The organism is Plantactinospora sp. KLBMP9567, from assembly GCF_033446045.1.
GTDB lineage: Bacteria > Actinomycetota > Actinomycetes > Mycobacteriales > Micromonosporaceae > Plantactinospora.
In genome coordinates this window covers 169,706-183,097 of the sequence record NZ_JAWQRR010000045.1, presented here as the reverse complement: position 1 = coordinate 183,097, position 13,392 = coordinate 169,706, and the positions used below count along the sequence as shown (strand labels likewise).

Genomic DNA, 13,392 nt, shown 5'->3' with positions numbered 1-13,392 from the left:
GGCCGCCCGCGTAGCGGGCATCCTGGTGTCGCTCGTCGTGATCGCGTTGACCGCCCTGCTGTTGCTCGCCGCTGGCGTGGGAATGGCCGCGCGCCGCCGTACCGTCATGGGTTTCCTGACCGTCGCGATCGAGGCGTCCGACCTGACCCTGGTGCGTGGCGACCTCACCGCCCGCGATCCGGTTGTCCTGCCGTACCCTGACCATCATCAAGGCGTCGCGATGGCCTTCAGCTCGATCTTCGTCGTCACCAACAGCCTGCGGCTCCGCCGCTTCCGCCCCACCTCCTGACCCCATCGCCATCGGTCATGATGTGGCAGCCGACGCCGGGCACCGTGGCGATCAGCCATGGTTCGCCGGGTCGGCGCCGAGCATGAGGATCGCCGATGCCGCTGCCGGAGTCGACGGTCGTCGGGCGATCTGGTTGCCGGCGGCGGAATCCACCCGGCCCGAGCCGGTGGATTTCCCGGCCCGGGCCTCTTTCTTCGGGTCGGCTATGCCGTGGCCGCGCGTCAGCCACCACCGCCGCCGTCGCCGGGTGAAGCCCCGGTGATGGCCTGCGTCTGCTGTCCGGTGATCTCCTGTAGCGGTATGTCGTCGTAGTTGCTGAGGACGACGCCGACCCACCCGGTGTCCGGGTAGATGCTGTAGTAGGTGGAGCTGCCGGGGTGGGGGCCGCCGCGCCCGATCTCCCACTGGCCTTCGACGATGTGGGCTGTCGGCCCGTAGGTGGTGAACCCCGGGGAGCCTCGGAAGTTGGGGGCCTTGACCGAGGTGTACACGTCGGCCCAGGGCGGGTCGAGCACGGTGCCGTCGTACAACGCTTCCGCGAACCGGACCATGTCCGGTGCGGTGATGAACCCGCCGTCTGGGACGAAGTTGCGCGCATTGTTCTGGCCCGCCATGCCCGGGTTCGGGCTGTCCTTGTCCAGGTTGCGGGCGGCGTCCACCCGGCTGCCGTCGGCCTGTTTCATGTACGAGTGCGCTATGTGTTCGTCGGCCAGCCATTGCGGCCTAGTGTAGTACGCCGAGCCGGTCATGCCGCAGCGTGCGAAGACGTGCTCGTGCACGTAGTCCCAGAACGTCATGCCGGTAACCGCCTCGACGATCTGTACGACGACATCCGAACCCCAACCGGGTTTGTTCGAACCCGCGCCGGGGGCGGCCACCAGCTTCGCCTGCCGGGTGTACTGCTGGTAGTACTCTTGCTGCTCCTCCTTGCTGTGGAAGATGCGTTGGTAGTCGTGCTCCGGGAAGGACAACCCGGAGGTACCGACGAGCAGGTGGTGGATGCGCACCTGCTCAGCGATCTCCGTGGCGAAACCGGTCAGGTAGGTGCCCACCGTGTCCCACAGCTTCACCTTGCCCTGCTGCGCCAACTGCACAATGGACAGGCTGACGAACGGCCCGCCGTAGAGGTTGAACGCGACACCTTCGTGGTTACGGATCCCCTTCTCCTCGTCGGCCATGCCGAAGCTGCGCGACAGCACCGTCCGGCCGCGACGCGACAGCAGCACCACTCCGGAGAACTTGTCCTCGGCGGCCAGCTTCGCGATGTACCGGTCGTAGGCGCCGCCGGGACGGGTGGCCGGCGGGATGTCGGCGTCGGTTGGGGCGGTGTCGGCCCGACCGAGCCCGGCGCCCACCAGCGGCCCGGCCGCCACGCCAGCGGCCGCCACCCCGCCCCACCCGAGCAGCCGCCGCCGGCCGATACCACGTACCGAATCCGAGTCCATGATCACGTCCCTTTCCTGATCGACAAACTGCCCGTGGATGCGCTGTGGTCCATGCTGCACTGAACCCAGAAGACTGTTGCGGTGGCGTATGCGTTTTTCGATACGCCCGCGATACCCGCCGATCTCCTGGCATCAAGCCACTGGCGCCTCGGCGACATGACTACACCGGCAAAACCGTCGGGCAGGGCGCGATGATCCAGTATCGGGACCGTACAAAACTTGACACTCCCGGGCGCAGCAGGCCAACTGGCCCGTGTGCCCGGCGAAGTCGGGTGGGATCTTCTGAGCGCCCCCGGCGGGCCACGCAGGACATCACAAACAATTGCTGACCAGGGAAAACGAGTCAGGTTTGGTGGTTACGCATCGACTGATATTGCCTTCAGGGTGAATCCAGGCATCGACCTTAGCGGCCGGTGCCGAGGGTCACGTCCATGGTCGTGGTGTAGAAGACGACCATCAGAAGCTCCGGTGTTGATCTTAAGCGGCGATGGGCATGGGTGGGTTGTTGGTGTCGTCGGTTCGGTCGGTGTCGATGCTGAGCAGGTTGCGTAGGTAGTGGGTGCGGCAGCGTTGCCATCCGGCGCCTGGGAAGGCGGCGCCGATCGCGGCGACGAGGCCGCGGTGGGCATCGGAGATGACGAGTCTGACCCCGTCCAGGCCACGAGCGGTTAGCGAGCGAAGGAACGCGAGCCAGCCTGCAGGCGAGCGGCGCTTCGCACAGGGGCGGCAGGAGGCGCCGTCCCCGTCGGAGGCGATGTCCAGGCCGAGGACCTCCCGATCACCTTCGGGAGGCACTGACCCTGCATGTGCAGTACGGCGACCGGCTCGGGGAAGCCGTCACACTCCTCAAGCCTGGCATAGTCGAGGCGCAGATGGACCCACCCGGGCCGGCCGTCGACCACCTTCGGCAGGCGCGTGCTGCATTCCGGCACTTCGGCCACCGCTCCGGCGAAGCTCCGGCACTGGCCCATCTCGGCATCCTTTACAACCGCCTCGGCCAGCCTGAACAGGCCTTCGAGCACCATTCGCAGGCGCTCACCCTGTTCCGGCAAATCGGCGTCTCCGCGGTCGCCGGGCCGGCGTCGACCGCCTGCGTCGCCAGCGTGTGTCGACCCCTTCCAACAGCCGCGCTGATGCAGGGCCCCTCTACCGAACCCAATACCCGAATACTCGGAGCTCTGCCATGGAGTCCGGACTTCGGCCGCCGCGCCCGTTGGTCGTCAACAATCCATCAACAAATCGACCCACCCAGTCGTAGCACCCTCACTCCAGCCGTCAGGCGAACGCCGGTGCACCGGTAGTCGCCGTCAACGTAAGGGGTGGGTGGAACCGTGACTTCCAGCCAGGGCGGAACCCGCCCTGACGACAGGGGTGACGGTCACCGGCAGGTCGGGATCGAGCCGCCGGGGGTGGGATGGACCGCCGAGCCGACGCCGTGAATCGGACCGCATCGGTTCACTGTCGCACCACGTGCTGCAGCTGACTTCACGGGTTTCGGCCAATCACGGAGGGAGAGCGCGTGGTGTCTGTTCTGGGTGGTATCGGCTGGAGGCGTTGGCTGGCGTCGCTGACCGTGTTGTCGCTGGCCACGGCCGGGCTCGTGGCAGTCGGGGTGACGGGGGTTCCGGCCGAGGCGGCGTCCACTCTCGGTTGCGTGGACACCGCGCCGTCCGAATCCGAAGCCGTGGCGCTCGCTGTCTCCTGTCAGCGGCAGGTCGTCGTCGGACCGTCCATAACGGAGCGCAGCCAGATTGTGGCGACTGTCGAGGGCGCGCTGATCCTCCAGGCGGCTGTGGCGCCGCAGCGGGTCAGGGGTGCCGGCGGAATCTGGAGGCCGATTTCGACGGACCTGGTCCAGCGGAGCGACGGGTCGGTCGGGCCGGCGGCGACCTTGGCGGATGTGAGGTTCTCCGGTGGCGGTTCCGGCCCGCTGGTCACTTGGCGCGAGGCCGGGGCGACGTTCACGTTGTCCTGGCCGCTCGGTTCCCTGCCGGCGCCCCGCCTGAACGGGGCGACGGCGACGTACGAGTCGGTGCTCGATGACGTAGACCTGCACGTCACCGCGACGGCCGAGGGTTACACCCAGGTGGTGGAGATCCTCACTCCGGCGGCGGCGGGGAGCCCGGCGATGCGGTCGCTGCGCTATCTGACCGGCGGTGACATGCGGGTGGAGCAGAACGGCGCCGGCGAGGTCCGGCTGGTGGACGCGGCCGGCCGTGCGGTGGCGACATCGGCCCCGGCGATGATGTGGGACTCGTCCGATGATCCGGCACGGGGTGGCGAGGTGGTGCCGGCGGTCGCCACTGCGCGGGCGGGTGGCGGGTCGGGAGCGCTGGGCGAGCCGGCCACTGCGGTGGAGCCGGCGGCGACGTCCCGGAGCGCGCCGGTGTCGGTGGCGGTGTCCGACGGAGGATTGACCGTGACGCCGGATCCCGTACTGATGGCCGATCCGGGCCTGACCTATCCGGTCTTCGTTGACCCCGCGTTCGAGAAGCTCAGGCGGAAATGGGCCTACGCCAGCAGTAACGGCGAGAGCAACGAGACTTCCAGGGCGCGGGTGGGTCGACAACCGGAACCCGAGGGCGGTTCCGGCGAGCGTTACCGCTCGTTCTATGACTTCGATGTCGCCAAGCTGCGGGGCAAGCGGATCCTGTCCGGTGTGGTCAGGATCGAGCTGGATCACTCGTGGTCGTGCAGCCCTACGTGGGTGCATCTGTACCGGACGGGTTCGATCACGGTGGGTGGCGGGAAGCGTATGGCGTGGTCGACGCGGCCGTTGCCGGCCGCCTGGCTGGATTCCTGGGAGGGCCACGCGAACGAGGCTGGAGGGTGCGGCAGGATCCAACCGGATGTTGACGCGGAGTTCACCGGCTCCAGCCTCCGGGCCGACCTTCAGCATGCCGCGGATTCCCGCTGGTCGACGTACACCGTCGGGTTATGCGCCTGCAACGAGTCGGGTGAGTACGAGTCGACGCAGGACCGGTGGAAGAAGTTCTACACCAACCGGGCATGGCTAGAGGTCACGTACAACTCGGTGCCGGGTGTCCCGTCTAACCTGACGGCCTCGGGCCAGTCGTGCGGGGGTGTGGTGGGAACAGCTTCGCCGGTGCTGCGGGCGTACTACGCCGACGCGGACGCGGCGGGCGACAGCCTGACCGGCTATTTCGAGTACCGGCAACTCCCCTCGGGATCGGTGGTCGCCAAGACTGGCCAGGTCAAACCGGGCAACCACTACGGTGAGTCCGGAACGATCGCCCTGGGTACGGGGCCGGACGGTCGGAGCTACCAGTGGCGGCTTCGGACCCGGGACGCCGTCGGCTCGTACTCGCCGTGGACGCCGTGGTGCGGCTTCACTCTGGACACGGCCAGACCGCCCAAGCCTGGCGTGTCCTCGAGCACCCACCCCGGCGACGGACTGGCGCACGGCGGCCCCGGCGTCTCCGGCTCGTTCACCTTCACTGCCGGGGCGGCGGACGTCGTCAAGTACGTGTACGGCTGGGCGGGGCAGGTCGAGCCGCTGATCACGGTGACCGTGTCGGCCGGGGCCTCGTACACGGTGTCGTTGACCCCGCCCCGGTACGGCTACAACGTTCTCAACGTCTACAGCGTCGACCGGGCCAACAAGCGGAGCGAGACCGGCGCGCACCGCTTCCTGACCGGTGCGCCCTCCGCACCCCGCGCGCACTGGCCGCTCGACAGCATCGACTCCCATCAGTTCGGCGACCAGATCGGCAGCGCGGACCTCGTCATCGAGAACTCCGACATCACCTGGACTCCCGACACCTGGGTCCTGGGCGAGCGGACGCCGATATTCGACAGTGATGCCGCTGGCATGTCCGGCAGTGCGACCGCGACCGGCACGGGCCTGGACACCTCGGGCTCGTTCAGCGTGGCCGCCTGGGTCCGGATCCCGTCCGGAGCTCTGTGTCCGCCCGAGGTCAACCGGACGGCCGTGTCGATCGACGGGGCGCAGGTCAGCGGCTTCACCCTCACACACAACTGCACACAGCGAAGATGGCGGATGCGGATTCCCGCGACTGACACGGCGTCCCCGGCCTTCCTCGACGCCTGGGCGCCAGTGTCGCTGCCGGCGGACACCTGGGTGCACCTCGCTGGCGTGTGGGACGAGGCGGAGCAGCGGGTCAAGCTGTGGGTCAACGGGACGCTGGATCCCACCTCGGTGACCACGGCGCCCGCGGCCTGGGCCTCCGCCCGGGGCTCGGGGTGGAAGGCCACCGGCCCGGTCGTGGTGGGTCGTGACAGGTGGAACGGGGCGATGGGTGGGCCGTTTGTCGGGCAGGTTCGGGACCTGCGGGTCTGGAACCGCGTGGTGACCGAGGACGACATCCGGGGCACGGATGCGAACGCCGCCGCCGGCACTCAGCCGAAGGCCGGTCTGCTGGCGCCGACCGAGGTGGCCGCGTGGGACTTCGGCGGCGGCCTCGACTCCGGCTGCGCTCCGTCGATGAGCGCCACGTACTGGTCGCAGACGCTTGCCCTACACGGTTGCACCGACCCCAGCTCCGAGCCGCAGACCGTCGGATACACCGGTGACGCGTACGACGACAACGACGCGCTGTGGCTCAATCACGCCCAACCCGACGGATACGGCAGGGCCGGCCAGGGGTACGCCGCGGCCTCGGGCCCGATCGTCCGGACCGATCAGTCGGTCACCGTGTCCGCCTGGGTCCGCCTGGCCGGCCTCTCCGGTGGAGAGCAGATCCTGCTCAGGCAGAACGGCCTCTCCGCCTACTCGGCGATGCGGTTGTACGTCCTGCCGTCCGGCAAGTGGCAGTTCGGTGTCGCGTCACCGAACGGTACCGGCGGGACGCGCTGGGCTCTCTCCTGGTCCGACGCACCAGCCACGCCCAACGAATGGGTGCATCTGGTCGGTGTCTTCGACGCTGTCACCGGCACGGCGCGGTTGTACCTCGACGGGGTCCGGCAAGCCGGCACGGGCACCGGTTCGGGTGGCGCCGCTGACCCTGGGCCGCTGTACGTCGGCTCCAGCGACGGCTTCTCAGGACACCTGTACGGCACCGTCGACCAGCTACGGCTGTTCGCCGGGGCGATGTCCGAGCGGGAAATCACCGCGTTGCACCGGTCGTAGCGAACGCGCAACTCGCGCGTCCCTCCCTCTACCAACTCGACTTCTTTCCGTCGGGACGTCCGCTTCTGCGTTGCCACTGCCGGCCCTGCGCCAGGTTCTGGTCCGCCCGCTCCCTCTCGGAGGTTTGGTGATGTTCGATCGTCTGGTTCGTGGTCGGGGGTTCCGGGTGCGGCGCCGTGGCGCTACCGGTGTGGCGTACAGCATGGCCGTGGTCCTGGCGGTCACACTGCCGGCCGGAATCCCGGCCCCGGCGGGGGCCGGCCCCGAGGCGGGACCGCGCCTGTCGGTGACCCAGCCGCGCCCGGTGCGATCCGCGCCGGTGCCGGCACGGCCGAGACCGGCCGACCTGTCCCAGGGTGCGGCGGAGCGGCCGGTCACCTCGGCCGCCTGGCCCGCGGCCGGGGTCGCCGAGGCGAGCGCGGGCGTTGTCGACGGTCGGGCCGCCGCCCGGGGCGACGCGAGTGCCGCCTCGGGCAGCCGGGCGGGATCGCTGCCGGTTTCGATCGGGCCGCCGCTGACCGTGGCGCCGGTCAGCGGGGCGGACGGGCCAGCGACCTCGTCCGTGAGGTCTCGGGTCGACCGGGCCCGGGTGGAGGTCTTGGACCGGTCCGTCGTGCCGGCTGCCTGGCGGGACGGAATCGTGCTCCGGGTCGCCCGTGCGGACGCGGCGTCGGCGGGCGGCCGAGTGAACGTGACAGTCGACTATTCCGGGTTTGCCGGCGTGTTCGGGTCGGACTGGTCAACCCGGCTGCGGCTCGTGGCTCTGCCCGCGTGCGCCCTGACCACCCCCGGCCGGCCGGAGTGCCTGGGCACCGCCCTGCCGTCCCGCAACGACGCCGGGGCACGTCGGGTCTCCGCCGACGTCGACCTACCGGCGGCGCGGCACGCCGCTGCCCGGGGCGGTGGCGCGGGTGTGTTGATCGCGGTGCGGGCCGCGCCGTCCGGTGAGACGGGCGACTACGCCGCCACCCCGCTGCTGGCGTCCTCGACCTGGGTCGCCAGCCCCTCCAGCGGCACCTTCACCTGGTCGTACCCGGTGGAGGTTCCTCCGGCGCCCGGCCTCACCCCCGATATCACCCTGTCCTACGCGTCGAGTGTGGTCGACGGGCGCAGTGACGCGTCGAACAACCAGCCGTCGTGGCTGGGGGAGGGGTTCGAGTACCACCCGGGCTTCATCGAGCGTCGCTATGTGCCGTGCGCCAGCGACATGGCCGGCGCGGCGACGAACAAGACCGAGACCGGGGACCTGTGCTGGGGCACCGACAACGCCGTGCTCTCTCTCAGCGGTCGCTCGGTCGAGTTGATCCGTGACAGTGCGACCGGAGCCTGGCGGTCGAGGAGTGACGACGCGTCCCGGGTCGAGCGGCTGACCGGCGCGTCCAACGGCGACGGCGACGGTGAGTACTGGAAGGTGACAACCGACGACGGCACCCAGTACTTCTTCGGCCGGCACGCATTGCCGGGCCACGGTTCGGTGACGAACTCCACCAACCACGTGCGGGTGTACGGGAACCATTCCGGGGAACCGTGCTACAACTCGTCGTTCGCCTCCGGTCACTGCGACCAGGCATGGCGGTGGAACCTGGACTACGTCGTCGACACCCACGGGAACACCATGTCGCTGTGGTACGTCCGGGAGACGAACAGGTACGGGGCGAACCTGCAACCCGCGTCACCGGTAAGTTACGTCCGGTCGTCCACGCTCACCCGGATCGACTACGGCACCTGGGACCGGGGCGCCGCCGACCGCTCGGTCACCCCGACGGCACAGGTCATATTCAGCACCGCTGACCGGTGCGTGTCCGACTGCTCCGAGCACGACGAGGCGCACTGGCCGGACGTGCCGTGGGACCAGGAGTGCGCCGGACCGGACTGCGCAGACAAAGTCTCACCAACGTTCTGGTCCACGAAGCGACTGGCGAAGATCTCCACCCGGGTCGCCGGGACTTCCGGGGACGTGGACTCGTGGACACTGACCCAGACATTCCCCCCGAACGGAGACGCCTCCCGGGACGGGATGTGGCTGGAAAGCATCGTGCACGCCGGCCACGTGGGCGGAACAGTGACCCTCCCCGAGATCAACTTCGACTGGGTCCAGCGGCCGAACCGGGTCGACGCCCTCGGCGACACCAAACCACCGATGTACTGGATGCGGCTGGGCACGATCTGGACGGAGAGCGGCGGAAAGATCTCTGCCATCTACTCCGATCCCCAGTGCGCCAAGGGCGGCCCGATGCCGGCGTCACCGCAGACGAACACGTTGCGCTGCTTCCCGGTGCTGTCCGAGGACACCTTCACGAGGAAGACCGAGACCGAGTACTTCCACAAGTACGTCGTGACCGGGGTCCTGGAGTCCGACTGGACTGGAGGCGGAACCGACGTCGTCACCGCCTACGAATACCTCGACGGAGCGGCGTGGCGGTACACCGACGACGACGGCCTGACCCAGGACAGGTTCCGGACCTGGGCCGACTACCGCGGCTATCAGCGGGTTCGGATCCGAAAGGGTACCGACGGCCGGGAGACCCTGACCGAAACCCGCTACTACCGGGGCACACACGGTGACAAGGCGGCACCGTCCGGCGGCACCCGCTCGGTCAGGCTGCCAGCAGTGGATCTCACCGGCAACAGTGACACCACCGACCCGGGCGACGCCCCCGAGGTCACCGACGAGGACGCTCTGGCCGGTGCGATACGGCAGGAAACAGTCTACAACGGGATCGATTCGGACATCGTCTCGACCAGAGTGGATCAGGCGTGGCAGTCGGCGCCGACGGCCACCCGGCGAATAGGCGACACCGCTGTGCATGCTCGCTACACGGGTACCGGCGTGAGCTGGGATGCGACCCGGCTGGACGCCGGCCGCGGGTGGCGGGTCACGAAGCGGAACACCGCCTTCGACTCATACGGGATGGTCACTAGCGTCACCGACCACGGCGACGTCGCGGTCGCCGACGACCAGCAGTGCGAGGACACGACGTACGCCCGGAACACCGCCACCAACCTGCTCTCCCTACCGGCCAGGGTGCAGACCCTCGCCATCGCCTGCGGACAGACGCCGACCAGCCCTGACGACGTCATCAGCGACGTCCGGACCGCGTACGACGGTGGCGCCCACGGCGCCGCCCCGACAAGGGGCGACGCGACCCGGGTCGAGGAACTCAAGGACTGGACCACCGCCGGTGGCACGACCTGGCTCACCACCGCCACCTCCAGCTATGACACTCACGGCCGGGTGGTGGCGGCAACCGACGTGCGCGGGAATCGCACCACCACCGCATACACCCCGGCTGCCGGCGGGCCGGTCACCCGGACCGTTACCACCAACCACCTCGGCTGGACCACCACCGAGGACCTCTCCCCGGCCCGGGGAGTACCAACCCGTACCACTGACGAGAACGGCAAGGTCACCGACCTGCGGTACGACGGGCTCGGGCAGCTCACCGCAGTGTGGCTACCCAACCGGCCCAAGGCCAGCAACGAAGCCTCCCCGTCGATCCGGTACGCCTACCGGATCCGCAACAGCGGTGGGGTTAGCGCGGTAACCGCAGAGACCATGAACGCGGAGGGCAACTACCTGACCACGAATACCCTCTACGACGGGCTGCTCCGGGAGCGGCAGACGCAGAGGGCCGCGGACTCTGGCGGAGGAACCGTCGTTACCGAACGCGTCTACGACGCGGCCGGCCGGATCGCGTACACCGTCGCCAACCACCACGACCCGAACCGGACCCCCGGCACCACCCTGGTCACGATCGCGCAATGGCAGGCGAACAACCAGACCGTCAACCACTACGACCGGGCCGGCCGGATCACCGAGGAAGTCGTCACCAGCGGCGGCACCGCACGCTGGCGTACCCGGACCGGGCACGGCGGCGACCGCACCTACGTCACACCACCGGCCGGCGGCACTCCCACCACGACGATCACCGACGCCCGCGGCAACACCGTCGAGGTGCGCCAGCACGCGGGCGGATCGGTGGGCGGAAGTTACGACACCACCCGGTTCATCCACGATCGCAGGAACCAACTCGTAGCTGCCATCGACCCGGCCGGCAACCGGTGGACCTACGGCTACGACACCCGTGGCCGGCAGATCAGAGTCGACGACCCGGACAAGGGTGAAACCACGTCCACCTACAACGATTACGGCGACCTGGTCACCGTCACAGACGCCGAGGGTAGGAAACTCGTTCACGAGTACGACCAACTCGGCCGGCAGACCGGCCGCTACCGGACCTCGATCAACCCGGCGAACAAGCTGGCCAGCTGGGCCTACGACCCGAGCGGAGCCAACGGGCGGCTCGCCTCGTCCAGCAGATGGACCAACTCCGGTACTACCGAATACCAGGTGCGGGTGCGGGGCTACACCGCCCTGTACCAGCCGACCGGCGAGGACTACATCATCCCCGCCACCGAGACCGGACTCGCGGGCACCTACAGCTTCACCCAGACATACAAGGCCGACGGCACCAGCCTCGCCACCACCACCTACCCGAGTGCCGGCGGACTCGGCGGCGAGCAACTCACCCACACCTACGATCCGGTCACCGGCCTGCCCGAGCAACTCCGCACCAACTGGCCCGGGGCCGGCCACTACGTGACCGACACCGGCTGGACCGCATTCGGAGAGCTCGGCCTCATCCAGTTCCAACAGACCGCCCAGAGCTGGCTGCAGCGCTCCTTCGCGTACGACGACACGACCCGGCGGCTGCGCACTGCCTCGACGCTCCGCCAGCTCAACCCGCAATGGGTTGCCGACCTGCACCACTACTACGACGACGTCGGCAACATCACGAAGATCGCCGACACACCGGCCGGGAATACCACCGACACCCAATGCTTCGAGTACGACTACCAGCGGCGGCTCACCAACGCGTGGACGCCGGACAGCGGCGACTGCGTTCCCACGCCGACCGTGATCGGGCTCGGTGGCCCCGCCCCCTATTGGCACTCCTGGACCTTCGACCCGGTCGGCCGGTCCACCGGAAATCGGATTACCGAGACCCGGCACGGTGCCACCGACACTGTTTCCACCTACAGCTATCCGGCGCCTGGCGGAGACCGGCCGCACGGGCTCACCCAGGTGGTCACGACCGGCGCCGGTAACGGGATCCGGACCTTGGCCTTCGACGCCAGTGGCAACGCCACCTGCCGGCCGATGATCGGGGTCGCCACCAACGCATGTCCGGGCGGGGCCGGCAGCCAGGATCTGGACTGGGACAGCGAGGGAAGACTGGCCACGGTGCACGCGGGTACCGACCAGCACAGCTACCTCTACGACGCGGACGGTGACCGGCTCATCGCCCGGGATCCGGCCGGCGCCACCCTCTACCTGCCCGGAATGGAGATCCGCCACACGAGTGGCGGCACGACGACCGTCGCCCGTTACTACACGTACGGCGGGCAGATGGCCGCGATGCGCATGCCTGGTAGGGGCATCACCTGGCTTGTCGACGATCATCAGGGCACCCAGCAGATCGCCGTCGTGGCCGGCGACCAAACCGTGATCCGTCGCCGGCAGACCCCCTACGGCGAGCCGCGCGGGGCGGCGACAAACTGGCCCAACCCGAAGGGCTTTGTGAGTGGCGACCGGGATCCCACCGGACTGACCCATCTCGGTGCCCGCGAATACGACCCCGCCATCGGAATGTTCCTAAGCGCCGACCCGGTGCACGATCTCGCCGACCCTCAGCAGTGGAACGCTTACTCGTATGCCACTAACAGTCCTGTTACCCTCAGTGACGCCGACGGGTTGCGCCCCCTCATTACCAACACTGGGCAAGGCGACGCGGAACACTACCGCAAGACCGGCGAGCGGGTGGTGAAGAAGAGCAATGGCAAATGGGTGGTCAACGAGAAGCGGAGCATTAAGAAGACTGCCACCAGTGCGAGGGACCAGCTTGCGAAGTGGGTCGAGGAAAAAGGGATCGGGAAGGCTGCTGGGAGGATAGCCGAGGCGCTCGAATTTGTCGGGACGCTGGCCGATTATGCGGTCAGCTTTGGCAAGCTGGTTTCGGCAGCCGGCCGGGCGATGCGGAACGGGGCGACGAAGGGGGTGCGTAGCCTTGCATCCTTCCTTCTGAGAATGGTGAAGAACGAGAAAGGCCTGCGGATAATTTCTAAGGTGGGCAGAAGTCCGATCACGAAGACGTTTGCCCGGGTGACAATTGTCGCCGGCGGCGCACTTGAGACGGCCATGAATTTGCTCGAGGGCGATGATTTGGCGACTGCGGTCGGCAAGGGCCTCGTGGTAGCAGGTGCTTCCACGCTGGGTGCGACGCTCGGGGCTGCCGCTGGAAGCCTCTGCGGTAAGGGGGCGGTGGTTTGTTCCCCGCTCTTCGGATCTGTAGGTGCCGGTATCGGTGGCTGGCTTGGCGAGGAGATGGTTGACGGACCGCTCGAGAAATGGAACGTATGGCGGAGGACCGATGATCTCGTGGACTGGGATTGACGGGCGCGGGTTCTGGGTCGGCTTGAGGCTGTGACCTGCGTGTTTCCGGTTTGCGAGAGTAGGTGCGTTCGGTGTCTGTGGCACAGTCCTGGGT

General features: G+C 68.5%; 5 protein-coding genes and 1 pseudogene. 4 read left to right on the top strand and 2 right to left on the bottom strand.

The genetic code is table 11. The features are described from left to right. Positions 1–289, top strand: a 289-nt coding sequence (locus tag R6Y94_RS34670; protein ID WP_318400571.1) for a hypothetical protein, incomplete at its 5' end; no start/stop codon positions are given. A 221-nt stretch (positions 290–510) separates the two neighbouring features. On the opposite strand, the gene R6Y94_RS34665 is transcribed toward R6Y94_RS34670, so the two are convergent. Further along, positions 511–1,734 (bottom strand): serine hydrolase domain-containing protein, encoded by a 1,224-nt coding sequence (locus R6Y94_RS34665; protein WP_318400569.1) that lies wholly within the window; start codon positions 1,732–1,734, stop codon positions 511–513. A 531-nt stretch (positions 1,735–2,265) separates the two neighbouring features. Further along, positions 2,266–2,538 (bottom strand): annotated as a pseudogene (locus R6Y94_RS34660) (transposase); the annotation flags it as partial. A 68-nt stretch (positions 2,539–2,606) separates the two neighbouring features. Between R6Y94_RS34660 and R6Y94_RS45430 the strand changes: the two are divergent. The 3 genes from R6Y94_RS45430 to R6Y94_RS34650 all read left to right on the top strand — a co-directional run bounded on the left by R6Y94_RS45430 (position 2,607) and on the right by R6Y94_RS34650 (position 13,298). Then, entirely contained in the window at positions 2,607–3,035 is a 429-nt protein-coding gene (locus R6Y94_RS45430; protein WP_412102952.1) for a tetratricopeptide repeat protein, read from the top strand. Positions 3,036–3,253: 218 nt separating this feature from the next. Beyond that, on the top strand, positions 3,254–6,844 hold the full coding sequence (locus R6Y94_RS34655) for a LamG-like jellyroll fold domain-containing protein (protein ID WP_318400568.1): 3,591 nt from the start codon (positions 3,254–3,256) through the stop codon (positions 6,842–6,844). Between the two features lie 130 nt (positions 6,845–6,974). Next, entirely contained in the window at positions 6,975–13,298 is a 6,324-nt protein-coding gene (locus R6Y94_RS34650; RefSeq protein ID WP_318400566.1) for an RHS repeat-associated core domain-containing protein, read from the top strand. The last annotated feature ends 94 nt before the right edge of the window (positions 13,299–13,392 follow it).

Coding starts and splice junctions, on each gene's coding strand:
- R6Y94_RS34650 (WP_318400566.1), top strand. CDS start 6,975: ATGTTCGATCGTCTGGTTCGTGGTCGGGGGTTCCGGGTGCGGCGCCGT.
- R6Y94_RS34665 (WP_318400569.1), bottom strand. CDS start 1,734: ATGGACTCGGATTCGGTACGTGGTATCGGCCGGCGGCGGCTGCTCGGG.
- R6Y94_RS45430 (WP_412102952.1), top strand. CDS start 2,607: ATGGACCCACCCGGGCCGGCCGTCGACCACCTTCGGCAGGCGCGTGCT.